The organism is Streptococcus macacae NCTC 11558 (assembly GCF_000187995.2).
Lineage (GTDB): Bacteria > Bacillota > Bacilli > Lactobacillales > Streptococcaceae > Streptococcus > Streptococcus macacae.
Genome location: NZ_AEUW02000001.1, coordinates 495,206 through 521,111 on the forward strand (window position 1 = coordinate 495,206; position 25,906 = coordinate 521,111).

21 protein-coding genes and 2 pseudogenes are annotated in these 25,906 nt (G+C 38.6%); 19 read left to right on the top strand and 4 right to left on the bottom strand.

Translation table 11 applies throughout. From position 1 onward, the window contains the following. Positions 1-323: 323 nt before the first annotated feature. The 12 genes and pseudogenes from STRMA_RS02495 (at position 324) to STRMA_RS09855 (ending at position 15,349) form a co-directional block, all read left to right on the top strand. A pseudogene (locus STRMA_RS02495) lies at positions 324-1,036 on the top strand (DeoR/GlpR family DNA-binding transcription regulator). Continuing rightward, a complete protein-coding gene (gene pfkB / locus STRMA_RS02500; protein ID WP_003079916.1) occupies positions 1,033-1,944 on the top strand; it encodes a 1-phosphofructokinase in 912 nt (303 codons plus the stop codon). The pseudogene STRMA_RS02495 and the gene pfkB overlap by 4 nt, the downstream one beginning before the upstream one ends. Beyond that, positions 1,941-3,908, top strand: a complete 1,968-nt coding sequence (locus STRMA_RS02505) for a PTS fructose transporter subunit IIABC (protein WP_003081564.1) — start codon at positions 1,941-1,943, stop codon at positions 3,906-3,908. The genes pfkB and STRMA_RS02505 overlap by 4 nt, the downstream gene beginning before the upstream one ends. A 326-nt stretch (positions 3,909-4,234) precedes the next feature. Further along, a complete protein-coding gene (metE, locus tag STRMA_RS02510; protein ID WP_003079234.1) occupies positions 4,235-6,472 on the top strand; it encodes a 5-methyltetrahydropteroyltriglutamate--homocysteine S-methyltransferase in 2,238 nt (745 codons plus the stop codon). Between the two features lie 17 nt (positions 6,473-6,489). Next, positions 6,490-8,346, top strand: a complete 1,857-nt coding sequence (locus STRMA_RS02515; RefSeq protein WP_003080482.1) for a bifunctional homocysteine S-methyltransferase/methylenetetrahydrofolate reductase — start codon at positions 6,490-6,492, stop codon at positions 8,344-8,346. A 157-nt stretch (positions 8,347-8,503) separates the two neighbouring features. Continuing rightward, complete coding sequence (locus STRMA_RS02520) at positions 8,504-9,325, top strand: Cof-type HAD-IIB family hydrolase (protein WP_003082067.1); 822 nt, start codon at positions 8,504-8,506, stop codon at positions 9,323-9,325. 223 nt (positions 9,326-9,548) lie between these two features. Then, complete coding sequence (locus tag STRMA_RS02525) at positions 9,549-10,847, top strand: PTS sugar transporter subunit IIC (RefSeq protein ID WP_003080321.1); 1,299 nt, start codon at positions 9,549-9,551, stop codon at positions 10,845-10,847. Then, positions 10,840-11,697, top strand: a complete 858-nt coding sequence (locus STRMA_RS02530) for an alpha/beta hydrolase (protein ID WP_003081664.1) — start codon at positions 10,840-10,842, stop codon at positions 11,695-11,697. Before STRMA_RS02525 ends, STRMA_RS02530 begins: the two co-directional genes overlap by 8 nt. A gap of 125 nt (positions 11,698-11,822) precedes the next feature. After that, positions 11,823-12,341 carry a DUF308 domain-containing protein gene (locus STRMA_RS02535; RefSeq protein ID WP_003079929.1) on the top strand — a complete coding sequence of 173 codons (519 nt, stop codon included), beginning with the start codon at positions 11,823-11,825 and terminating at the stop codon, positions 12,339-12,341. 104 nt (positions 12,342-12,445) lie between these two features. After that, the gene (locus tag STRMA_RS02540; protein WP_003081222.1) at positions 12,446-13,552 is read left to right on the top strand and encodes a low temperature requirement protein A; all 1,107 of its coding nucleotides are present in this window, start codon (positions 12,446-12,448) and stop codon (positions 13,550-13,552) included. A gap of 236 nt (positions 13,553-13,788) precedes the next feature. Continuing rightward, a pseudogene (locus STRMA_RS02545) lies at positions 13,789-14,793 on the top strand (alpha/beta hydrolase). Positions 14,794-15,118: 325 nt separating this feature from the next. Continuing rightward, positions 15,119-15,349 carry a GlcG/HbpS family heme-binding protein gene (locus STRMA_RS09855; RefSeq protein ID WP_003080317.1) on the top strand — a complete coding sequence of 77 codons (231 nt, stop codon included), beginning with the start codon at positions 15,119-15,121 and terminating at the stop codon, positions 15,347-15,349. Positions 15,350-15,424: 75 nt separating this feature from the next. On the opposite strand, the gene STRMA_RS02555 is transcribed toward STRMA_RS09855, so the two are convergent. The 3 genes from STRMA_RS02555 to STRMA_RS02565 form a co-directional block, all read right to left on the bottom strand. Then, positions 15,425-15,994 (bottom strand): TMEM175 family protein, encoded by a 570-nt coding sequence (locus STRMA_RS02555; RefSeq protein ID WP_003079109.1) that lies wholly within the window; start codon positions 15,992-15,994, stop codon positions 15,425-15,427. 122 nt (positions 15,995-16,116) lie between these two features. After that, the gene (locus STRMA_RS02560; RefSeq protein ID WP_003080142.1) at positions 16,117-17,115 is read right to left on the bottom strand and encodes an alpha/beta hydrolase; all 999 of its coding nucleotides are present in this window, start codon (positions 17,113-17,115) and stop codon (positions 16,117-16,119) included. A gap of 73 nt (positions 17,116-17,188) precedes the next feature. Beyond that, positions 17,189-17,752 carry a flavodoxin family protein gene (locus STRMA_RS02565; protein WP_003081392.1) on the bottom strand — a complete coding sequence of 188 codons (564 nt, stop codon included), beginning with the start codon at positions 17,750-17,752 and terminating at the stop codon, positions 17,189-17,191. 135 nt (positions 17,753-17,887) lie between these two features. Between STRMA_RS02565 and STRMA_RS02570 the strand changes: the two genes are divergently transcribed. Both STRMA_RS02570 and STRMA_RS02575 read left to right on the top strand, forming a co-directional pair. Continuing rightward, positions 17,888-18,280, top strand: coding sequence for a MerR family transcriptional regulator (locus STRMA_RS02570; protein ID WP_003079289.1), 393 nt, complete (start codon positions 17,888-17,890; stop codon positions 18,278-18,280). A 290-nt stretch (positions 18,281-18,570) separates the two neighbouring features. Beyond that, positions 18,571-19,647, top strand: coding sequence for a serine hydrolase domain-containing protein (locus STRMA_RS02575; RefSeq protein WP_003080502.1), 1,077 nt, complete (start codon positions 18,571-18,573; stop codon positions 19,645-19,647). A 221-nt stretch (positions 19,648-19,868) separates the two neighbouring features. Here STRMA_RS02575 and STRMA_RS02580 read toward each other — a convergent pair whose 3' ends face one another. Beyond that, positions 19,869-20,495: a hypothetical protein gene (locus STRMA_RS02580; protein ID WP_003078821.1), complete on the bottom strand. Its 627-nt coding sequence runs from the start codon at positions 20,493-20,495 to the stop codon at positions 19,869-19,871. 295 nt (positions 20,496-20,790) lie between these two features. Between STRMA_RS02580 and STRMA_RS02585 the strand changes: the two genes are divergently transcribed. Genes STRMA_RS02585 through STRMA_RS02605 form a run of 5 tightly spaced genes read left to right on the top strand, consistent with a single transcriptional unit; the run spans position 20,791 to position 25,875 of the window. Then, a complete protein-coding gene (locus STRMA_RS02585) occupies positions 20,791-21,165 on the top strand; it encodes a DUF1149 family protein (protein WP_003080541.1) in 375 nt (124 codons plus the stop codon). Positions 21,166-21,169: 4 nt separating this feature from the next. Then, on the top strand, positions 21,170-22,015 hold the full coding sequence (locus STRMA_RS02590; RefSeq protein WP_003082179.1) for a DegV family protein: 846 nt from the start codon (positions 21,170-21,172) through the stop codon (positions 22,013-22,015). A 10-nt stretch (positions 22,016-22,025) separates the two neighbouring features. Next, positions 22,026-22,793 carry a 4-hydroxy-tetrahydrodipicolinate reductase gene (gene dapB / locus STRMA_RS02595; RefSeq protein WP_003081173.1) on the top strand — a complete coding sequence of 256 codons (768 nt, stop codon included), beginning with the start codon at positions 22,026-22,028 and terminating at the stop codon, positions 22,791-22,793. Further along, positions 22,790-23,998, top strand: coding sequence for a CCA tRNA nucleotidyltransferase (locus STRMA_RS02600; protein WP_040841469.1), 1,209 nt, complete (start codon positions 22,790-22,792; stop codon positions 23,996-23,998). The genes dapB and STRMA_RS02600 overlap by 4 nt, the downstream gene beginning before the upstream one ends. Next, a complete protein-coding gene (locus STRMA_RS02605; RefSeq protein WP_003080883.1) occupies positions 23,995-25,875 on the top strand; it encodes an ABC-F family ATP-binding cassette domain-containing protein in 1,881 nt (626 codons plus the stop codon). Before STRMA_RS02600 ends, STRMA_RS02605 begins: the two co-directional genes overlap by 4 nt. Positions 25,876-25,906: the final 31 nt, after the last annotated feature.

The following is a 25,906-nucleotide window of genomic DNA, read 5'->3' on the forward strand; positions in this document are numbered from 1 at the left end:
TTCGTTTTAAATAATTTTCATTATTCTTGACATAAGAGCTGTTTTTTGCTTTTATTTCTGTTTTACGAAAAAATTAAAACTATTGCTTGAGCAAACAGCCATCAAGCTGTAACTTAACATTGCTCAAAAAAATGAAAACATTCCTGTTAAGGTTTTATCTGCTTATCACCATTAACTGCCCTGTTTGTTAATGGTGTTATTTTTTGAAAGAATTTGACAGAAACTGCTTGACAGGTGAAAACTGGGAGTATATAATAGCAACTGTAAACGATTTCAAATGGGAGGTGAGGCTTATTTTAAAATCGGAACGCAAACAGATTATTATGGAAAAACTCAAGCAGGAAGATTTTGTTACACTGGACTTTCTTGTGGGTATCCTTGATACATCTGAGTCAACTGTTCGCAGAGATCTAGATGAGCTGGCCAATGAAAAAAACTCCACCGTGTTCACGGAGGTGCTGAAAGAAATCGTTCGTTAAGTACAGAAGAAAGCAATCTTCAAAAATCTATCAAAAACGTTCAATTAAAAGAAGTGATTGTCAAAAAAGCGGCAGAAATGATTGATTATGGTGATATTATCTTTATTGATGCAGGGACGACGACAGAGCTTTTATTAGAACACTTAGACCATTCTAAATTAACTGTTGTTACCAACTCCATCCATCATGCAGCCAAATTAGTTGATAAGAATTTACAGACTTTGATCATAGGCGGCTATGTCAAAAATGCGACGGATGCTAGCGTTGGACAGCTAGCTGTCAGTCAGCTGCGGCAGTTAAATTTTGATAAAGCTTTTATAGGAATGAATGGAATTGATCATTCTTTTTTAACAACGCCTGATACAGAAGAGGCTGCTATTAAAAAGACAGTCATGGACAATGCGCAGAGAACTTATGTATTAGCTGATGATTCTAAAATTGGGCAAACCTCTTTTGTTAAAGTAGAGCGGCTGGAAGCTGTGACGATTATTACCAATCGTTCTGACAGTATCCTTTTAAAAGAAATTAAAAAGAAAACGAAGGTGATAGAAGTATGATATATACGGTAACTCTTAATCCATCCATTGATTTTATTGTTCGCCTCAGCCAGCTTCAGCTGGGCAGTGTCAATCGGATGGCTAGTGATGATAAATATGTTGGCGGAAAAGGCATCAATGTTAGCCGTATCCTGAAACGTCTGGGACAGGCTAATACTGCGACAGGTTTTCTTGGCGGTTTTACAGGTAAATTCGTTGAAGATGGCTTAGCAGCTGAAAAGGTTACAACGGCTTTTGTTAAAGTTGATCAGGATACGCGTATTAATGTTAAAATTAAGTCTCAGCAAGAGACTGAGATTAATGGGCAAGGTCCTGTCATTACAGATGAACAGCTGAGTCAGCTTGAGCAGGTTTTGAGTAAGCTGACATCTGCTGACATAGTTGTTTTTGCTGGCAGTGCACCAACCAACTTGGGCAATCAGGTTTATAAGCGCTTGATTCCTTTTGTCAGAGAGACAAAAGCTCAGGTTGTTTGTGATTTTGAAGGCCAAACGCTGCTAGATGCTTTACATTATCAGCCTTTGTTGGTAAAGCCCAATAATCATGAACTGGAAGCTATCTTTAATGTTCAGCTGCATAATATAGCTGATATTGAAAAATATGGGCGCAAGCTCCTTTCTAAAGGGGCTCAGCATGCCATTATTTCAATGGCAGGAGCTGGTGCCGTATTAGTAACACCAGAGGCGGCTTACTTTGCCAAACCTATTGCAGGCCAGGTTAAAAACTCCGTTGGAGCTGGTGATTCTATGGTAGCAGGCTTTACAGGTGAATTTGCAAAGACTGCTGATCCTGTTGAGGCCTTAAAATGGGGAGTTGCCTGCGGTACAGCTACAGCTTTTTCAGATGATTTAGCTAGCTTTGACTTTATTAAAGAAACTTACAAAAAAGTAGAGGTAGAAAAACTATGAAAATTCAGGATTTACTGAACAAGGATGTCATGTTGCTCGATTTGCAGGCAACTACTAAAGAAGCTGTTATTAATGAGATGATTACAAGCCTTGTGGATCATGGAATAGTGACAGATTTTGATACCTTTAAAAAAGGTATTATGAATCGTGAAGCACAAACTTCAACGGGTCTTGGAGGAGGCATTGCCATGCCTCACAGCAAAAATGATGCGGTTAAGGAAGCCACTGTCCTTTTTGCGAAATCAAATAAAGGTGTTGATTATGAAGCTCTTGATGGGGAACCGGTTGATCTTTTCTTTATGATTGCTGCTCCAGATGGTGCCAATGATACGCATTTGGCAGCTCTTGCTGAACTGTCTCAATATCTTTTAAAAGATGGCTTTGCAGACAAGCTGCGCCAAGTAAAGAGCCCTGATGATGTTATTAACCTTTTTAATGAGACAGAAGAAGAAAAGCAAGAAGAAACAAAAGCAGCTGAACCAGCTTCAGATAATCAGGATTTTCTTGTGGCAGTTACAGCCTGTACAACTGGTATCGCCCATACTTATATGGCAGAGGAAGCTCTTAAAAAACAAGCTGCTGAAATGGGAGTAGCTATCAAGGTCGAAACAAATGGCGCCTCAGGTATTGGCAACAAATTAACAGCAGATGATATTAAGCGTGCCAAAGGTGTGATTGTTGCAGCTGATAAAGCTGTTGAAATGGATCGTTTCAATGGTAAACCATTAATTTCACGTCCTGTCGCAGATGGCATCAAAAAACCTGAAGAATTAATCAATAGTATTCTTGATGATAAAGCAGAAGTTTATCTTGCTGCAAATGAAGGAACAGCAGCAGAATCTGATCAGGAAAAATTAAGCTTGGGCGCTGCCTTTTATAAACATTTGATGAGCGGAGTTTCACAAATGCTGCCTTTTGTCATTGGCGGCGGTATTATGATTGCTGTCTCTTTCTTGATTGATCAATTCATGGGAGTTCCAAAGGAATCTCTCAGCCATCTTGGTAACTATCATGAGCTGGCTGCTATCTTCAATCAAATCGGGAATGCTGCCTTTGGCTTTATGATCCCAGTATTTGCGGCTTATATCGCTTATTCTATTGCTGAAAAGCCGGGGCTTGTAGCTGGATTTGTAGCTGGAAGCATGGCAACTACAGGACTTGCTTTCAATAAAGTCGCTTTCTTTGAATTTGGAGAAAAGGCCAGTCAGGCAAAATTAGTCGGAGTTCCTTCAGGATTCTTAGGAGCGCTTGTGGGTGGTTTTCTTGCAGGAGCTGTTATTCTTGTACTGAAAAAAGCCTTAACCTTTATGCCGAAATCGCTTGAGGGGATTAAGTCCATTCTTTTGTATCCTGTCTTTGGTGTACTTATTACTGGTTTCTTGATGCTTTTTGTCAATATTCCTATGTCGGCTATCAATACAGGCTTGTACAGTTTTCTTGATGGCCTCTCAGGAGGATCAGCTGTTTTACTAGGTTTAATTGTAGGGGGAATGATGGCTATTGATATGGGCGGTCCTTTCAATAAAGCAGCCTATGTTTTTGGAACCAGTACCTTGACAGCTTCTGTTCTTGCCAAAGGAGGATCTGTTGTGATGGCTAGTGTAATGGCCGGTGGTATGGTACCGCCCCTTGCAGTTTTTGTAGCTACCCTATTATTTAAAAATAAATTTACGCAAGAAGAAAGAGACGCTGGTCTGACTAATATCGTTATGGGACTATCCTTTATTACTGAGGGAGCTATTCCTTTTGGTGCAGCTGATCCGGCACGTGCTATTCCAAGTTTCATGGTTGGCTCTGCTTTGACTGGAGCGCTTGTAGGTCTCTTTAGTATTAAATTGATGGCACCTCACGGAGGAATCTTTGTCTTCTTGCTGACCAGCAATTGGCTGCTCTACTTTGTATGTATTGTTATTGGAGCTATTGTATCAGGTATCTTGTTTGGTTATTTGCGTAAAGCAAAATAGAATTTTACTTAAGAAAGGGCAGTAAACAAATATCCTGCCTTTTTTTGCTGGCATTTAAAAAGGATAGTTTGCTCTAATGATCAATGGCTAGCTTAATTAATTTAAAGAAGGCGGGATCTCTTCCTGCCTTTTTGTGTTATAGTTTTATTTTATAATAAACCCTAACTATATAGTTTAAAACTATAAGAAAGCATAAAAAGACAAAAAGCTCGAAAGGTTGATTTAATAAGGATTATCTAGTATTATTTTAACTAAAAATAAACGAATAGTTTATAGTTATGAGATGAATAATCATTTTTTATTTTATAACGCAAAAGGAGGATCTGATGACAAAAATTTCGAGTTTAGGCTATCCGCGTTTAGGAGAAAATCGTGAGTGGAAAAAATTAATCGAATCTTACTGGGCTAAGAAAATTAGTTCAGAGGAACTAGCTGCAGGCGCTAAAAAATTACGTCTTGCATTTCTGAAAAAGCAGCTTGATGCTGGACTTGATTTCGTTCCTGTGGGTGATTTTTCTCTTTATGATCATATTTTAGATCTATCTGTTCAGTTTAATATTATTCCAAAGCGTTTTGCTGATCAAACCATAGATATTGATTTGTACTTTGCGATTGCCCGCGGCAACAAGGACAATGTCGCTTCTTCTATGAAAAAATGGTTTAATACTAACTATCACTATATTGTGCCTGAGTGGTCCAAACAAAAGCCAAAATTGACTAATAATCGTCTTTTAGATCTTTATTTAGAAGCTAGAGAAGTTGTAGGAGACAAAGCAAAACCTGTTATTACAGGTCCTATTACTTATGTTGCCCTATCAACTGGTATTGAGGACTTTACGGCAGCTGTTAAAAGTCTTTTGCCGCTTTACAAACAAATCTTTACAGAATTAACGCAGGCAGGTGCCAGCTACATTCAGGTTGATGAACCTATCTTTGTGACAGATGAGGGAGAAAAGTATCTTGAAGCAGCTAAATCTGTTTATGCTTACTTTGCTAAAGAAATACCTCAGGCTAAATTAATCTTTCAAACTTACTTTGAAGCTTTGATTGATGCTCAAATTCTCTCTCAGCTGCCTGTGGCTGCCTTTGGCCTTGATTTTGTTCATGGTTTGGAAGAAAATTTAGAAGCTATACAGTCAGGTGTTTTTAAAGATAAGGAAATTTTTGCTGGCCTTGTGGATGGCCGCAATATCTGGGCTTCTGATTTCACCAGAACCTCTGAACTTTTGAAAGAGCTTAAAGCTAATGCTGCTGAGATTTTTATTCAGCCTTCTTGCTCTTTGCTGCACGTTCCTGTCACCACTAAAAATGAAACGGATTTAGAACCTGTTTTGCGTCATGGTTTGGCTTTTGCAGATGAAAAATTAAGGGAAATCAGACTATTGGCTGAGCGGTTAGACGGCAAAGAAAATTCAGCTTATGATCAGCATCTTGCCCATTTTGCTGCCCTCCAAGCAGCTGATTTTAGAAATGTTGAGCTGGAAAATCTGGATCATGTAGCTACCAAACGGCATAGTGATTATGCTAAGCGCCGCGAATTACAGCAGGAAAGATTGCATCTGCCTTTGCTTCCGACAACAACGATCGGTTCTTTTCCGCAGTCACAGGAGATTAGAAAGACGCGTTTGGCTTGGAAGCGCGGAGAAATTAGTGACCAGGCCTATCATGATTTTATCAATGCTGAAATTGAGCGCTGGATTCGTATTCAAGAGGATCTTGATCTTGATGTTTTGGTTCATGGTGAGTTTGAACGTGTGGATATGGTTGAATTCTTTGGCCAAAAATTAGCTGGCTTTACGACGACTAAGTGGGGCTGGGTTCAATCTTACGGCTCACGTGCTGTTAAACCGCCGATTATATATGGTGATGTTCAGCATATTGAACCGATTACAATTAAAGAAACCGTTTATGCGCAAAGTTTAACGGATCGTCCTGTTAAGGGCATGCTGACAGGCCCTATCACCATAACTAATTGGTCATTTGAAAGAACAGATATTCCGCGTGATCAACTCTTTAATCAGATTGGTTTGGCTATTAAAGATGAGATTAAACTGCTTGAAGATGCTGGAATTGCTATTATTCAAGTGGATGAGGCTGCTCTTCGTGAGGGTCTGCCTTTACGCAAAGACAAACAAAAAGCTTATTTAGATGATGCTGTTCACGCTTTTCATATTGCGACATCATCTGTCAAAGATAATACGCAAATTCATACGCATATGTGCTATTCTAAGTTTGATGAGATCATTGACTCTATTCGAGCGCTTGATGCTGATGTGATTTCTATTGAAACCAGCCGCAGCCATGGTGATATTATTAAATCCTTTGAAACTGCTGTTTATCCGCTTGGTATTGGTCTAGGGGTTTATGATATTCACTCACCGCGTGTGCCAACTAAAGAAGAAGTGGTAGCTAATATTGAAAGACCCCTGCGGCAGTTATCACCCAAGCAGTTTTGGGTTAATCCTGACTGCGGTTTAAAAACACGGCAGGAAGCAGAGACTATTGCAGCTTTGAAAGTTTTAGTAGCCGCAACTAAAGAGGTACGGCAAAAATTAGGAAAATAAAGTAAGGAGAAGTGTCCATGTCCAGATTGCTAGAGAGACTAAAAACAGATATTTTAGTGGCTGACGGTGCCATGGGCACCCTTCTTTATGCAGATGGTTTAGAAGCCTGTCATGAATACTATAATATCAGCCATCCTGAAAAGATCATATCGATTCATAGAGCCTATATTGCAGCTGGAGCAGATGTTATTCAGACCAATACTTATGCGGCTAAAAGGCATCGCTTAAAAGGATTTGGTTATGATCATAAAGTAGAAGAGATTAATCGAGAAGCCGTTGCTTTAGCACGGCAAGCGGCTGGGGATGACCTATTTGTTTTGGGGACTATTGGTGCTTCTAGAGGTTTGAAACAGTGCGATCTAACCTTGGATGAGATCGTTTCTGAAACAGTGGAGCAAGCCAAAATTCTTTTAGAGACTAGACAAATTGATGGTCTGTTGCTTGAGACTTATTATGATCTAGATGAGCTCATTGCTGCTCTTAAAGCCCTGCGTCCTCTGACAGACTTACCTATTATAACGAATATGGCCTTGTATGAAGCTGGCATCACAGAAAGCGGACGTCCCTTGGTGGAAGCTTTTAGCCATTTAGTGATGTTAGGTGCTGATATTGTAGGTTTAAACTGTCATTTGGGCCCTTACCATATGATTCAGTCCTTTAAGCAGGTACCATTGTTTGCACAAAGCTATCTGTCGGCTTATCCCAATGCCAGCCTTTTGTCTTTTAGCAATGATGATGAAAAGGGGCACTACAGTTTCAGCCAAAATGCGGATTATTTTGAACGGTGTGCGAAACTGTTTGTAGAAGAAGGTGTTCGTTTGATTGGCGGCTGCTGCGGGACAACACCGGATCATATCAAGGCTCTTAAACGCGGTATTAGGGGTCTCAAACCGATTGAAAAAAAGGTAACCCTGCCACCTGCGGACCCTGAAGAGCCTATTTTTGAGACTGAAAAGAAAGAAAGTCTGGTAGATAAGGTCAAAAGAGAGGTAACAATTATTGCAGAGATTGATCCTCCTAAGACTTTGGCGATTGATAAGTTTGTTGAGGGCGTTAAAGCCTTAGATAAAAAGGAGATTGCTGCTATAACCTTAGCAGATAATTCTTTAGCCAGAACGCGCATTTGCAATCTTAGTATGGCTTCCTTAATGAAAGAAGAGGTGGAGACACCGTTCTTACTGCATATCGCTTGTCGTGACCATAATATGATTGGTTTGCAGTCACGCCTTTTAGGAATGGATATCTTGGGTTTTGACCATGTTCTTGCTATTACTGGAGATCCTTCCAAAATTGGAGATTTTCCAGGAGCAACTAGTGTTTATGATGCGACCAGCTTTAAGCTGTTAAATCTGATTAAGCAATTAAATCAAGGAAAAGGCTACAGTGGAGCCAGTCTTAAAAAAGCAACTCATTTTACAGTGGCTGCTGCCTTTAATCCTAATGTAAAAAATTTAAGCAGAACAAGCCGTTTAATTGATAAAAAAGTTGCTGCTGGAGCAGATTACTTTATTACACAGCCAGTCTTTAATGCAAAAACCATTGTAGGATTGAAAGAAGTTACACAGAATTATGAACAGCCGTTTTTTATAGGTATTATGCCCATAACTTCTTACAATAACGCTGTTTTTTTACATAATGAAGTCCCAGGAATTGAACTATCAGAAGAATTTCTAGCGAGACTGGAAAAGGTTAAAGATGACAAGGAAATCTGCCAAGAACTAGCTTTAGCAGAAAGTAAACGGCTGATAGATTCTGCCTTAGAATCTTTTAATGGCATTTATCTGATCACTCCTTTTATGCGTTATGACTTAACGGCTGACTTAATTGATTATATTCATGAAAAATCAATGACGATTCAAGAGAAGAGAGCTTAACCTCTCTTTTTTGTTTGATTGTAACAGCAGCTGATCTTGTGATATAATGGAGGCAATTAAGGTGAGACCTTGGTAGATGTTTTGTTTTAATGTTAAGATAGGTGGCTTTAAAATAGCTATTTTAATATAAGATGCTATATAAAAAAGGAGATTGTGTATGTATCGCTTAGTCGCGTTTGATATGGATGGTACTTTATTGACTAGTCAAAAAACGATTGCAAAAGAAAGTATTGAGGCGATAGCGAAAGCGAGTTCAAAAGGAAAACAAGTAGTACTGTCTACTGGACGTGCTTTATCAGAGCTAAACAGCCATCGTGAAGAATTGAAAGATGTGCGTTATGCTGTTACGGCCAGCGGTGCTTTCATTTATGACTTTCAGAAAGAAAAAATTCTAGCAAAGCATGTCTTGCCTTCTCAAGTTGTTGACCAAATCAGAGAACGTGTTCAAACTCACAATCTCATGGTACTGGCTATAATGGATGGTCAAAGTTACATTCAGCGGTCTCATTATGAAGAAGCTAAAAACTATCATATGGGTATGTATAAAGAACTTTATCGTAAAACAGCTGTGTTTGTTGACAATATTAGTGAGCTTTTGACGAAAAACAGAGATCAATTTGAAAAGATTGATTTTTATCATTTCACAGCAGCAGAACGTGATCTTTCTTATCAAGCTCTCTTATCTGACTCTGTTATAGTCACTAAAGCTGAGGTTAGCGGTTTAGAAGTGACGGCAGCTGGAGTTGAAAAAGGTCAGGGTCTGTCCTATATCTGTCAAGAAGAGCTCCATATTCCGCTTGAAGAAGCCATTGCAGTTGGTGATGCAGACAATGATAAAAGCATGATTTGTCAGGCAGGTTTGGGAGTTGCTATGGGCAATGCCAATCAAATGATTAAACAGCTGGCAGATGTCATTGTTAAAGACAATGACCATGGGGGCTGTGCGCAAGTTATTGATGATTATTTACTTAAAAAGTAAAGGGACAGATTAAAGTAAAGTAATGGTCTGCATGTTCTTGTCTTCTCTATCCATTTTAATAAAGAGTTCCTCCTTTAGATCTATTCTAAAGGAGGTTTTTGATCAGAATAAAAGTGAGTTTTCAAGATTCTCCTTGCATTAAGTTTTAGTTTGATTAATTGAATTATGTCTATGCCTATGCTACAATCAGATTATTGATTATTTTTCATCTAGAAAGGATCTTATGGATCAGTATTTAATAAAAAAAATGATTGCTTTTCGGAAAAAGAGTTTTATCCAGATTTCGCAGGAAACACTGGTTTCTCTCTTTCCTTTTTTCTTGTTAACGACATTTGCAATGGTCTTTTCAGAATCTGTTTTTTCTGAGAATGGCTATATCAATAATCTTTTTTCTATCAGAAGTTGGTTTCCCTATTTTAGAGGAACTGGACTTGCTTTGACGAATTTTACGGCTCTGACTGGAGGTTTGGCAGGCCCTTTGACCAGCTATTTTAGTGCTAAATATACTGCTGGGCATTATGGCCGCAGTACTGGTACTGCGGGGATTACGGCCTTTGTTTTTAGCTTGCTGATTAATTCGCGTGATTTATTTACAAGATCCCTAAATGACGGTGATTTAACACGTATTAACCTTCCAGTTAATATCAATTTAGTGGTTGCCATTTTAATAGGTTATGCTGTTGGACAGATTTTTCGTTTTTCAAGTTCCAGTGATGATCGGATTGTCGATGCTCACTATATTTATCATCCAAAGAGTGTGAGACCAATCGTGCAGTCACTGGCTTTGGCCGTTTTAGGTAGTTTTTTGGTTTACCTAGGTAATACCTATAATGTCTTTTCGACAATTGGAAACTTTTTTTCTAGTCTTATTGTCAATCGCAATAATCTTTGGGTTATTTTATCAAATTCTTTTTTAAGAACCTTTGGGGCTTGGATTGGAAATAGCAATCCTTTTAACGATATTCCTTTTGTCAATGATTCTTATGCTTTGGATAATCTGAATTATGCCCTAAAACATCATACAACAGCAGGAGTGCCTTATCTTTTTTCAGAAACAAATCTTTATGACGCTTATGGAACTTTTGCGGGACTTGGCGGCTCTTTAGCTCTTTTGATAGCTATTTTGTGGAGATCACGCAGTACTAAAGATCGGGATGTCGGTATCAAAAGTATCTTTCCAGCTCTATTTAATCATGGGGTAGCTTTTATGGTAGGGATTCCTGTCTTTTTTAATTTTTTGTTTTTGATTCCTTTCGTACTAATACCCGTTGTCAATAGTTTGATTGCTGGTATAATGCTTTATTTTAGGGTAATGCCGCCTGCTGTTTACCCTGTTCCAAGCGGAACACCAAGTGTCCTTTATGCTTTTATCGGGACAGGCGGCAGTCTTCGTGCTCTTGCCGTTGGAGGGCTTATTTTTGTGGTGGATGTCCTCATTTATCTTCCATTTGTTAAGTTTAATGATCGCATCCATGAAGAAATCAACCAACTGGATGATGAGAAAGGAGCAGACCATGACTAAAAAAACTAAAATTGTCCTTATAGCTGTCCTTGTTTTTTTAGCGATCTTAGCTATTCCTTCGTACAGTTGGACCAAAAAGAATATCAAAGAAATTGATAAATTCTATAATGCACGCTTATCGCCTATTATCATGATTCCAGGCAGCTCTGCAACAGAAAATCGCTTTGATGGACTGGTAAAGAAGCTGAATCAAGACCGATCAGGTGTTAAACACAGTCTTTTAAAAGTAAAGGTCTGGAACGACGGCCGGATTACCTATAATGGTTCCATTGCTGCTAGGGATAATGAGCCTATTATTGTGATTGGTTTTGAAAATAACCATGATGGTTACAGTAATATCAAAAAGCAAGCTCGTATGGTTAATGCTGCTTTTGATGATCTTCAAGGGAAATATAATTTTAATAATTTTAAAGGCTTGGGGCATTCCAACGGCGGTTTAGTTTATACAGCCTTTATTGAGAAATATCTTGGTGACTATGATGTTGATCTTAAAAAATTGATGACCATTGGAACACCTTATAATTTCACAGAAACGAATATTAATAATAAAACGGAAATGCTGGCTGATTTTATTAGCAATCGAAAGCAAATTCCAAAGAGCTTAAGTATGTACTCAGTAGCAGGTACAATAACGTATGATTCAGATGAGTTAGTACCGGATGCCAGTGTTAATGCTGGTAAATATATTTATCAGGGACAGGCAGCACATTATACAGAGACAACCGTTACTGGTGAAGACGCTCAGCATTCCGATCTGCCAACCAATAATGAGATTGTTTCTCTTGTCCATCAGCGGATTGAAGATAGGCAGAGAAATCAGAGGAACCAAGGAAATCAAAACAATGGCTAATCTAAGCTTTCTTACACAAAATCTGTTTAGATGTCGTTTTATATCATACATCAAAGTACTTTGTCAGATTAGTGATAATATGTTAAAATAAGCAAAGAAGTGGAAATGAGAAAGGGGTTTTACTTATGAAACAATCAAACAAACTTCTCTTTGTTCTTGCTGGAATTTTTTACCTTTTAATTGGACTTTTACTGTTTGTTAATCCTATTGGAAATTTGGTGTCGCTTTCTTGGCTCTTATCCTTGGGACTTTTTATCAGTGCGATCAGTTCTATTGTGAATTATTTTACTATGCCGCAGGCTTTTCGCCACTCTATCTATCTTGTTGAAGGGGTGCTAAATGCACTGATTGCTCTTTATCTTATTACACGTGGCTTTGCAGTACTGCCTTTTGTTATTCCAAGCGTTCTTGGTATCTGGCTGATTTTTGAAGCTATTGTCATCTTTTCCAAGGGCTCGCTTCTTAACTTCATTTTTCCAATTATTGGCAGCAGTGTCACTTGGGTGGCTATTCTTGCATTTTTGCTAGGCTTGATTCTTATTATCAATCCTTTGGGAGCAGGTGTCTTTGTGATGTATGTTCTCGCGTTAGGATTTATTTTTGAAGGGATCAGCGTTATTGCTGAGGCCTTCCGGGAAAAATAGCCTTCTCATCTAAAAAGAACAGGCAGAAAGGAAATAGCTAAGAGCTATTAAACCAGCCTGTTTTATTCTTTTTTTATGAAATATTTTATGCAAGGAGCTTACTAATGAAAGCAAAAAAAGTTGAGCTGACTGAGCTCTTTTATGATCTGGTCTTTGTTTATGCTATTTCTAAAATGACGGGGCTCATCCATCATCTGCACCACGGGGTGGTTGCCCCTATGAGTATCTTTACCTTTGTTGCTTGTCTGGTGGTTGTGGTTAATGTATGGATTTTCCAGTCGGTTTTTATCAACCGCTACGGCCGCAATTCCTTCTGGGATATCAGTGCTCTTTTTATGAGTATGGCCTGTATCCTCTTTATGTCCAATAGCTTTTCTACAGAGAACTGGGAGACTGTCTTTCACCCCTATGCCCTGATGACGGGGCTGACGACCGTAATTTTGACGGCTCAGTATCTGGTCCAGCATTTTCGCTCGGACAGTGAGGGGGAGCGGCGCTATACCTTGCATTATGCCATTATTCTAGCCATTCGCTCGGCCATTGTCCTGCTGAGTGCCGTTCTGCCCTACAGCATTGGTATCATTCTCTTTTTTGCTGGGGTCTTTATCGGGGTGTTGCTGCCCTTCCTGATTCGTTCGGAAGCCTCAACTATACCAGTTAATTTTCCCCATTTAGTGGAGCGATTCTCCCTTTTGGTCATCATTACTTTTGGGGAAATGCTGATTGGGGTAGCTCCTTACTTTACGGTTGACACGTTAAACTGGTCTTCTCTGCTGGTTCTTTTAACTGTTGGCTTCCTTTTCCTCTTTTATATCGTGGAAATCGATCACCTGATTGACCATCATCGGAAGCAAGAAAGTGGTTATCATCTGATTTACTGGCATTATCCCATCTTTATCGGATTGAGTTTTATCACAGTATCTCTGGGTTTCTTTAGAGAAGAAGTGCATCCGCTCTTTCTCGTCATTTTCCTCTATACCGGATTTTTTCTTTTTTATCTGGGAACCTATGCTCTGCGGGTTTATAATAAAGCAGAAGTCGCCTATCCAAGGAATTTTGTGATCAGTCAAATTGCCATTTTCCTGATCAGTCTGATCTCCAGTCTCATTTTTCGAGATAATCCAGCAGTCATACTGACCATTACAACTGTTGCGGTCACTTTTATCAGTGTCCGATATGTTCGATTTACAATTTTGAGAATATATCAATAAACAGACTCCGCTCTACAACGAGGGCGGAGTCTGTTTGTTGATGAGATGGGGACAAAAGTATTTCAGTCACCATCACATTTAGTAATAAACGAATGACGCAGACTGAAAATGGTATAAAAATAAAGGGGGTAAATACTTGACAAACTTTATATATATATAATGTAAAGGATGGCCAATTTATTCAAATATTGAAAATTAGCTGTCCAAAAAAACTTGTGTAAAGAAAGGAAATCACAATGCAATTAGTTCAAGAATGGGATAAAACCTTCCCAAAAAGTGATTTAGTTGATCACGAAAAAGTGACTTTCAAAAACCGTTACGGAATTACCCTCGTCGGTGATTTGTACACACCTAAAAATAGTCAAGAGAAGAATCCTGCGATTGTTGTGAGTGGACCATTTGGTGCTGTAAAAGAGTAATCTTCTGGTCTTTATGCCCAAACAATGGCAGAACGTGGTTTTATCACGCTAGCTTTTGATCCGTCTTTCACCGGTGAAAGTGGTGGAGAGGCACGTAACATCGCTTCTCAAGAAATTTTTACAGAAGATTTCAGTGCAGCCGTAGACTACATTGGTCTGTTACCAAACGTTGACCGTGAATGTATTGGTTTGATTGGTGTGTGTGGTTTTGGTGGATTAGGATTAAATGCTACCATTATTGATCCACGTATTAAAGCAGCAGCAACATCTGTTATGTATGATATGTCTCGTTTCTTGGCAAAAGGTGCTAATGACTCTTTTACCGAAGAAAATCGTCGTACGATTATCGAAAACTTATCTCGTCAACGTTGGACAGACCTTGAAAATGGAACACCAAAATTCGCAGCACATGGTATCGGTTTTAATGAAGAAGGCGAAATGGTTCAACCAGATGCTTTCTTGCCGGATGAATTACCAGAAAATCCAGATCCAGTCTTGGAAGAATTCTATGAATACTACAAAACAAAACGTGGTTTCCATAAAAATAGTGTGAACTCAACAGGAGCATTCACAGCAACAAGCCCTCTTGTCTTTATGAACGCTCCTCAGTTAACTTACATCAAAGAAATTTCACCACGTCCAATTTTATTGATTGCAGGTGAAGTAGCACATTCACGCTACTATTCTGAAGATGTGTATGCAGCAGCAGCTGAACCAAAAGAATTGGTCATTGTTCCAGGGGCTAACCACTGTGACCTTTATGACCGTGTTGAGAAGATTCCATTTGACAAATTGGAAGAATTTTTCAAGAAAAATTTATAATAAACTAGCCGTGCCCTACAAAAATAAAGGAATGGCGCATAAATGACCCCGTATGAACTAGATGGCCTTGCTGCTTTTCTCTAGGTCATACGGGGTTTGTCTTGATATGGAGGAATGTCATGGAAAATATAATTGATACTCAATGAAAATCAAAATTAGACACGAAAGCGAGTTGGTCAAACTCTTTGGGAAAGAGTTTGAGTTGCAGATAAAGCAAACGGAGGTTGCCTCAAAGGTACTGGAGTTACATAAGTGAAAAGCTCCGCTTTTCCTATTCGCAACCTTCAACAGTTCAGTGAACTGTTGAACCTGACAAAGTATCATTTTGATTTTCGAAGAGTATGACGTGCAATATCAGGAAATATCAATATATAGAGAAGCATCCAACCAGATTCAGCCATGGAAAGACTTAGATGGTATGCAAAACAAACATCTTGGAAAATTTTGTGTCTTCGCTGGCGGACTACCTATTTTCAAAGATGGACAATGTATTGGTGCCATTGGTGTCTCGGGCGGTACCATTGATGAAGATGAAAGCATCGCAAAGCGGCTTTAGGGATTTAGGGAGCTCCCGCATTCAGGACTGAATATTAATAAATCAAAACCACCCGTTAGAATGGGTGGTTTTGATTCACTTTCGATAATCTCTTACAATCATAGGTCCTACAAAAATGACCATAATTAAGAGAATACTATACATAACGGCAGGTGGGTAAATGGTGATAGTAAGGATAAGTCCGATGATTTTCATTGTGATATCGTATTTCATCCATTTGCGCTCTGCCATGAATTCTGACATAGCAGTATTTTCAGGAATTTCCGCCAAGGAGCGATACATTAAGGTATTAAAGAGAGTGACAGCTAAAATAATAAAACCATAGCAAACTTGGGCAATCGTATTATTGAAATTTTGTGCTACGACGCTAGTGACATAAGGGAAAAAGGATGAAAAGAAGAGAAGAAAAACAGTATTCCAAACGACTTTGTTAGATATTTTTCGTACATCATGCCAACCCTTGTGCATATTGACCCACATGATGCCAATCCAAAAGAAGGACAGAGCATAGGCGAAAAAAGCATTGCGTATTTCCCAAAGACTTGCGAGAGTGAATGGATTAGGTTTTTCAAGATCTAAAACGAGAATCGTCATGATAATGGCAATAACGGCATCTGTAAAAGCAACCAAACGTTCTTTGGTCATATCATAAACTCCAGTCTAAACAATTTTTCTTTTTAATTTTACAGTTTTTTCCAGTAAATTTCAAAGTATGTTGTGCACAATAAAAGGGAGCGGACATTTTTGACCATTCCCTTTAGTTTCTTTTATAGATACTTTCCAAAGAATTCAACGATCTTGGCTTCTTCTTGGCTGACAAAAGGTTCTTTCCAGTAAGTTTGGATGTGGGTAGCACCGTCAATCAAGTAAAGTTCTTTTTGATCAGTTCCTGTTGCCTTCTCAAAGACAGCATCTGTCATGTAGCGAGTATCTGCATCTTTACCAGCAATCATCAGGAGCGGTTGGTCAATGAGTTCAGCCCGTTCTTCAGCATCAAAAGCCATGAGGTATGCAAGGCTTTCTGCGGTATACCAGCTTTGAGAATTTGGATGGTAGTATTTATCGGCATAATATTCAGCTCCATCACGGTAAAGGCCAGCAGGGATTTGTTCGAGCTGTTCTTGAGTGAAGTGTGTTTGGCCGTCCAAGTGGTTGCCAATGTAGTCTACTTCACCAGTTGTTAAGCGCTTCACGCGGGCAGCACGTGCTTGTTCCAAACGGTCTTTGATGCTGTCGAGTTGAGCATCCAAGAAACCATTGCGGCGGACACGGCCAGTATTAAACATGGAAATAGTGGCTACAGCTTTAAAGCGTTTATCTGTTTTGACTGCTTCGATAGTGTAACCGCCGCCTCCGCAAATGCCAAGCGCGCCGATACGATTTGTATCGACACCTGGGAAAGTTTGGAGGTAATCAGCCATAGCGCGAATATCTTCTACACGGTTGGCAGGATGGTCAGTGTTACGAGGAGTTCCTTCACTGGCACCTTGATAAGCAGCATCAGCAGCAATCGCAATATAGCCATGTTCTGCTAATTTTTGTGCAAACATGCCCGATACTTGTTCTTTGACACCGCCGTTTGGATGGGCTACGGTAACAGCTGGATATGATTTGCCTTCGTCATAACCGGCTGGGGTGTAAACGTTGGCAGAAATTTTAACTCCAGAGCTGATATAGCTGACGGGATGAATATTGACTTGTCCAGAAATATTTTCAGTAATGGCATTATCATAGACGAGTCCAAATGGGTTTGTTAAATCTGACATAAGATTTCCTTCTTTCTGTGTTTACATAACTATTATTATAAAAGTTTTTGATGATTTTTACGAAGAAAATGATTTATTTATCATTTTCGAGAGTTGTTTTTAATTTCTGCAGTTGGTTACTGTCTGTTGCAGTACCTTTGAGTTCCATGCCCAGTTGGTTGGCAAAACGCTGAATGATATAAACGGTACTTTCTTTAGAAAGCTCAGTAGGCGCAGCACCCTGCATAAAGAAATAGAGTTTCTTGCCTTTAAAAGGATTACTGCTTGTATCTTCTGAAGCACGGTCAATCAGCGTTTTTAAGGCACCGCTCATAGAATGCCAGTAGACAGGTGTTCCAATGACAATAGTGTCGGCCTGCTTGACAAGATCTGTGACTTCCTTAAATTGGTCGTCTTTTAGTTTTTGTCCTAAAAAACCGATGCGGTAGTCAATTAGGTTAATTTGATCATAAGAAGTACCATTGAGCAAATCTTTGCCCATTTTAACGGTATTGCCATCTTTATTTTGGCTGGCATTGATGAAAAGCACTTTGCTGGACATTTTCTCACCTCCTTTTGCTGTATTTTGGTGAGACTTAGTCTGGCTGCAGCCAGCTAAGCATAAGAAGGCTAGCAGCAGTGGGATTAGTTTTTTCATATATTTTCTATTTTCCTTTCTTGTAAACCCTTGATTTCCTTATCAAATTTGTTTACAATGATGAGTATATCAGCCGGGAGCAACCCCCGGTCAAGACTTTTACTCGAAAAAATGAAAAAAATTTTGGAGGTGTTTATGTATAACATGAAAGAAGCTTGTCAGCTCTGCCAAATGACTTATGATACTCTGAAATTTTACTGCAATAAAGGTTTAGTTCCTAATGTTAAGCGCGATAAAAATAACTACCGTATTTTTGATGATCATGACATTGCTTGGATACAGAGCTTAGCTTGTCTAAAAAAATGCGGCATGTCCATCAAGGAAATGCAGGACTATCTGGCACTTTGCCTTCAAGGTCAAAAGACTCTTCCAAAAAGACAAGAATTGCTCCAGTACAAACGTCAGTTTCTCTTAGAGCAACTGCAAGAAATTCAGAAAAGCTTAGATTATATTGATGAAAAGCAGCGTTATTATGAGGCAGTTTTAGAGGGGACAGCAGTCTATCAGAGTAACTTGATTTCATCCTGAAAATTAAAAGAAATTACAGACACTGTTTTCATCTATTTCTAATCAATCCTCCTGAGTGTTTGTAATGTGGTGATAAGTCAGTTCAAAATGATAAGAGAGTTTTAAAAGAGACTAGGTATTTAGAGAAAGTGAGGCTGCAAACCTGATTTCTGCCAATCACGATTGCGTCTCACTTTCTTTTTGATGGTTCTTTTATTTTAAATTATTTTTTATTCGCACATTTCTCATGAAATTAGAGCCAAAATAAGGTATAATAAAAAGCAGAAGATAGTTAAGATGGGAGTATATTTGTGAGAGTAAGAAAATTTTACCTTCGATTTCTTATTTTTCTCCTTATTTTTTTGGGGATCTTATACAAATGTGCTGAACCGGCTCGCATTGATTCCAATACGGTTAGCGACCCTAATTTACCCCTTTTAAAGCGGTTTTTAACAACAAACCAGCTTAATGGTGTCATGATTGTAACGGGACCTGATGGTAAGGCTCAGGTATTTTCAAATCAAAGTAAGATTGATGGCAGTCCTGTTTCAGACAGAAGCTATTTCCCCATTGCCTCTTTGCAAAAACTGATAACAGGTGTTGCTATCCAGCAATTAATTGATGAGCAGAAATTATCACTTCAGACCCCTTTAAGCCGTTATTATCCTCAAATTGAAAACAGTGATAATATTACCATACAGGATCTGCTGTGCCATACTAGCGGCTTATCAGATCTAAAAGAAGTGTCTCAAAAAGTACTGAAAACCCAAGAACAGCAATTAGATTTTGCACTGGCAAATTATCGAGTAACTTATCAAAAGACTTGGAAATATGCCAACACCAATTATGCCTTATTAGCTGGTATCATCAGCCAAATTAGCGGCCAAAGTTATGAAGACTATGTTCGTCAGCATTTTTTGACAGCTAGGAAAAATTGGCAATTTAAAAAATATATTAAAATAAAAGATCAATCACATTTGGCTGCTTTGGCAAAATCCAATCCAAAAGCGATCTGGAATAAAATTTCTAAAGAAGCAACCTCTACTTTTGGTGCTGGTGATTATGCTGCCAGACCTATGGATTACTGGAATTTTATGACAGCCTTTGTAAATAACCAATTTGTTCCTGTTCGCGAATACCGTCAATCTATGCAGGCTTCTTTAAGCCATTATTATGGCGGTCTTTATGTCAGCAAAAAGAGGCTGCATGCTAATGGCGGCGGCTTTGGTCCTTATTCTTGTTTCGTCTATTCTAATATTAAAACGAAGCAGGTTATGGTTTTGTTTGTCACTAATGGCAAATATAAGCACGTCAAATCTTTAGCAGCAAAAGCTTATAAGATATATGAACGCTCCTACAGTCTCCCTAAGAATGGCCCCTTAAACTAAAAAGTCCTGTAAGTACTGTCTTACATCGTTGAACAGTGCTTATCAGGGCTTTTTTATCAAAAATTTTTCCGACATTCTTTAACAAAATGATACTCAATGAAATCAAAAAGCAAACGAGGAAGCTAGCCGCAAGCAGTATTTAGCGTACGGCAAGGTGTCGCTGACCTCGTTTGAAAAGATTGTCAAAGAGTATTAATATCATAAAAAAGCAAGCGGCTTGACTACTGCCAGATGGAACTGTCTGCTTCTTTCTTTTTAGCAAAAATAGGCTGACCGTGTTCTACTAAGATGACTTTAAGATCAAACCACTTAGCAAAATATTTTTGATACCATTTGTTGATTTTGATATGAATAAAGACTATAAATATCAAGGCAAGGGCAATAATTAGTCCACGGATATATACTGATATAGCTGTGTCGCTATAGAGATCAAGCTGTATGACATAAGTATCAATCAAAACTAAGCCTGCATTCAATAACATAAATAAGCAATAAAACAAGCTTTGAAAGCCAATGTGTCTTGCTTGGTAGATCTGGCGGTAATCTTCACTTATTTTTTCAAAAGTAGGCAGTGTCACTCCCCCTTCAGGTCCTTCGCTGAAATAGTCAACTAATTTAGGAGAAGCATGGTAACCGCAGAGGCGGCAAATTTTATAATTAATATTTCTAAAAATGAAGTAGAAGATAGTGAGCGAAGGCATTATTAAATAAAGCTGAGCATTTCTTGTATGAGGGAAATACAAAGCGAAAAAAGTAAGTACGCAAAGAAGAATGGAGATGCTTTGCAGCAGCAGGTACAAGCATTTTATTGGCCAAGAATAGCTGGGCTGTGTTTCAAAATCTGTCATGGAAGCTCCCTCCTTTATTGATAGATATAGATTCTGCTTAAATTCTAAGTCTACACTGTAATCTTATAGCTTAAAGTATAATTTGTCAAACAAGGGCTAAAGGGGAACTTGACTCAAAAACTCAACAGATATTTTTGGTTTTAACAGTGATAATTCCAACGAGAGGCTGCCATTTTCCTGTTCAAATAGTGATCAAATTGATAAATATTTGAAAGAAATTCTGAAAACCAGGATTTCTTTAATTTTGGACTGAAATATGCTATAATGAAAAGCAATGTAAAATGAGGAGATAGCAATGGAAATCGAACGTCAAAAAGAATTTGTCAATCAATATCACTACGATGCAAGAAACATGGAATGGGAAAAGGAGAATGGTACGCCTGAAACGGATGTTGAGGTGACCTTCCAACTTGTTGAGAAAAATGAAGAACTGAAGGAAACAAGAGTTGTAGCTGTTTTGCAATTTATGATTGTTCGTGAAGAATTTGTTCTTAGCGGTGTTCTTTCGCAAATGGTTAAGATTAAAAATCGGATTGTTAACCAGCCCAGCGAATTCTCAGCAGAAGAAGTATCAACCTTGGCAGCTCCTTTGTTAGATATTTTAAAACGTATGACCTATGAGGTCACAGAGATTGCTCTTGACGCAGAAGGTATCAGCCTGGAGTTTTAGACATATGAAACTAGCAGTTATTACAGACTCTTCTGTTTATATTCCTGAACATTTCGCTGATAGAGACAATCTCTTTATATTGGATATTGAAGTCAGTATAGAAAATACAGCTTATATTGAAGGTAAAAATCTGACATTAGCCGCTTTCTATCAGAAAATGGCAGCATCAAAAGAGCTTCCTAAAACCAGTCAGCCAAGTTTAGCTGCTTTAGATACCCTTTTAACACAGTTAGAAGAGGAGCATTATACACATGCTGTAGGGCTCTTTTTGTCTGGAGGTATTTCTGGCTTTCACCAAAATATTCAGTACTTGATTGAAGAGCATCATAAACTTCAGCTCGCTTTTCCAGATACTAAGATTACATCCAGTCCAATGGGATGGATGGTAATGGAAGTGCTGAAATGGGCAAAAGAAGATTTGCCTTTTGAGCAGATTCTGTCGCAGCTTCAGATTTTGATTGATAAGACAAATGCCTTTATTATGGTAGATGATCTTAACCATCTGGTGAAGGGCGGACGTTTATCTAATGGCTCAGCTTTATTAGGGACGCTTTTAAATATTAAACCTATTCTTTATTTTAATGACGGCAAGATTGAAGTGTTTGAAAAAGTTCGTACGGAAAAGAAAGCCATTAAGCGCTTGATTGCTGCTTTGGATGAAGTTACAGCTGATGGTTCTTATATGACTTATATCATTCATGCTAATGTTAAAGATAAAGCAGAATATCTTAAAGGTTTGCTGGAAGAACATGGTTATACAGACAATCTTATGGTTGTCCCTTTTAACAGCATCATTGCAACCCATCTTGGTGAAGGAGCTATTGCAGTTGGTGCTGTACCTAAGATTTAAGGAGAAGTAAATGAGTATTAAAGTTATTGTGGCAGGTTTTAAGGGAAGAATGGGAGCAACAGCTGTTGATATGATCAAGGAAGACAAAGATCTGGTGCTTGCTGCTCTTTTAGATCCCTTTGCCAAGGAAAAAGAAATTGATGGTGTGCCTGTTTTTACAGATAAAAGAGAATTAAGTCAGTTTTCAGCTGATGTCTGGGTGGATTTTACAACCCCTAAAGTGGCTTATGAGAATACGCATTTTGCTTTAGAAAATGGTTTTCGTCCAGTTGTTGGAACGACAGGTTTCACGAAAGAGGAAATTAGTGAACTCATTGATTTATCAGCATCTAAAAAGATAGGGGGATTAATAGCGCCAAACTTTGCTATCGGTGCTATTTTACTGATGGAATTTGCAGCTAAGGCTTCTAAGTACTTCCCTGATCTTGAAATTATTGAATTGCATCATGATAAGAAAAAGGATGCTCCAAGCGGTACAGCAGTTAAAACGGCTGAATTGATCAAAGAAGTGCGCTCTTATAAAGAGCAAGGTGCAAAAGATGAAGAAGAAACTTTGCCTGGTGCCAGAGGGGCAGAATTTGATGGTTTCAGAATTCACAGTGTACGTCTGCCTGGATTAGTAGCTCATCAGGAAGTCATTTTTGGAGCTCAGGGAGAAGGGTTAACTCTCAGGCATGACTCCTATAATCGTGTTTCTTTTATGAGCGGTGTTAATTTAGGAATCAAAAAGGTTGTAAAACAAGAACAGCTTGTTTATGGTTTGGAACATTTATTATGAGATTAGAAACTTTGCCTTCTGAATTTCAGGAGGCTTTACCAGTGTTGGAGAAAATAAAAAAGGCTGGCTTTGAAGCTTATTTTGTCGGCGGCAGCGTTCGGGATGCTCTTTTAGGAAAGGCTATCCATGATATTGATATCGCCTGCAGTTCTTATCCGGCAGAAACTAAAAACATTTTTCCAAGGACAATTGACATCGGTATTGAGCACGGAACTGTTTTGGTTTTGGAAAATGGTCATGAATATGAAGTGACCACTTTTCGGACAGAGGATGTTTATGTGGATTATCGCAGGCCCAGCCGCGTTTCTTTTGTACGCTCTTTGGAAGAAGATCTTAAGCGCCGTGACTTTACCATCAATGCTTTTGCTTTAGATGAGGAATCTTATGTTATTGATAAATTCAATGGCTTAGAAGATTTAAAAAATAAAATTTTAAGAGCAGTAGGAGAACCCAGTGAGCGTTTTAAGGAAGATGCTCTAAGAATTATGCGAGGGCTGCGTTTTTCGGCCTGCCTCAATTTTACCATTGAAGAAAAGACCTTTTCTGCTATGCAGGATCATGCTGAACTATTGGAAAAAATCTCAGTTGAGCGCTCTTTTATTGAATTGGATAAATTGCTGCAGGCTCCATTTTGGAAACAGGGAATTCGTTATCTCATGCTTAGTCATGCCTATCAGTATCTTCCCTTTTTACAGGATTCATTAATAAAATGGGAGAAGATGCTGGCTGATTTGCCGGAAGATTTTGTCTTTTCATCTTCCGAGCAAGCTTGGGGGGCGGTTTTGCTCTATTTAGGAATTGATAAAACGGCCCCTTTTTTAAAAAAATGGAAAACATCAAATGACTTTCAAAAGACAGTTGAGAAGATGCTGGCTATTTATAAGTTGCGGCAGGAAAGAAAAGCTGATAAGGCAGATGTTTACCGATACGGGCTGCATTTAATGCTGCTGGTTGAGGAACTTCGCCAGGCTCAAGGTTTAACGGTTGATTTTGAGCGCATTAAAACGATCCATGCTAATTTAACGATTCATCATAAGCATGAAATTGTCATTAAAGGCCGAGATCTGATGGCTGAGTTGCAGCTAAAGCCAGGTCCGGAATTAGGAAAACTATTAAATCAAATAGAGGAACATCTTGTTGCTGGTCATTTAGTGAATGAACGGACAGCTATTTTGGATTTTGTCAGAAAGGAATTAGAAGCGTGAGTGATTTTGTCGTTGACGAATTGAGTAAGACAGTTGGGGATAAGACTGTTTTTCAAAATATTTCTTTTATCATTCATAAATATGATCGGATCGGTATTATTGGTCTTAATGGAAGTGGCAAGACGACTCTTCTTGATGTGATTTCTGGCAGGCTAGGTTTTGATGGCGATACTTGCCCCTTTTCCAGTCACAATCATTATAAGATTGCCTACTTGACGCAGGAACCTGATTTTGATGAAGAAAAGACAGTGCTTGATACGGTCTTATCATCCGATTTGCCAGAAATGCGGCTGATTAGAGAATATGAGACCTTGATGGCAGATTATCAGGACAGCTATCAAGTGCGCCTTGAAAAGATTATGGCAGAAATGGATGCTCTTGATGTTTGGACAATTGAAAGTGAAGTCAAGACAGTTTTGTCTATGTTAGGGCTTTCAGATTTGTCGCAAAAAGTAAAAAATTTATCTGGCGGCTTGAGGCGCCGTGTACAATTGGCTCAAGTACTGTTAAATACAGCTGATTTGCTGCTCTTAGATGAACCGACGAATCATCTTGATATGGATACGATTGCTTGGCTGTCTCATTATCTAAAAAGCAGTAGGAAAACACTGCTTTTTATTACTCACGATCGCTATTTTTTAGACAGCCTTGCTACGCGAATTTTTGAATTGGACAAGGCTGCTTTGCTTGAGTATCAAGGCAACTATCAAGATTATGTACGTCTGCGTGCAGAGCGAGATGAGCGCGAGGCTGCTTTGCTGCATAAAAAGCGCCAGCTCTATAAACAAGAACTGGCTTGGATGAAAAAGCAGCCACAAGCCCGTGCGACTAAGCAGCAGGCTCGTATCAATCGTTTCAATGATTTGAAGACAGATTTAGCTGGGTCAAGCAGCTCTTCAAACCTGGAAATCAATTTTCAGACCAGCCGAATTGGCAAAAAGGTTGTTCAGTTTGAACATGTGAATTTTGCTTATCCGAATAAGCCCATTTTGAATGACTTTAATCTGCTGATTCAAAATAAAGACCGAATTGGCATTGTTGGTGAAAATGGTGTTGGCAAATCGACACTGCTGAATCTGATTAGCGGCAGTTTGCAGCCAAAAGCTGGAAAGATTGATATTGGTGAGACTGTTCGTATTGGCTATTTTTCGCAGCAAATTCAAGGGATGGATGAGAGCAAAAGGCTTATTCATTACTTGCAAGAAACGGCAGATAAGGTTAAAACAGACAGCGGAAACATCAGTGTTTCAGAAATGCTAGAACAGTTTTTGTTTCCGCCTTCAATGCATGGTACACAAATTGCTAAACTTTCCGGCGGTGAAAAAAAGCGGCTTTACCTACTTAAAATCTTAATTGAACAGCCTAATGTTCTGCTTTTAGATGAACCGACCAATGATCTTGATATTGCGACTTTAACAGTACTTGAGAGTTTTTTGCAAGACTTTGTTGGTCCAGTTATCACAGTCAGCCATGATCGCTATTTTTTAGATAAGATGGCTAATAAAATAATAGCTTTTGAAGAGGATACTATTCGAGAGTTTTTTGGCAATTATACCGATTATTTAGATGAAAAAACATTTGAAATAGAAAAAGCTAACAAAGTTCAAAAGAAAGAAGCACCGAAAAGGGCTAAAGAAAAAACTAAAGATAAAAGTATGTCTTACTTTGAAAAGAAAGAATGGGCCACTATTGAAGATGATATTGCTCAGCTAGAAGAGCAGATTGTCAAAATCGAAGAAGACATGCAGATGAGTGCTTTTGACTATAGTAAATTGTCAAAGCTCCAAGAGGAACTTGATCTTAAAAATGATGAACTTTTGATGAAATATGAACGCTATGACTATCTAAGTGATTTGGAAAATTCAAAAAATAAATAATGAAAAGAAGTCAGTAGGCTGCTGGCAACTG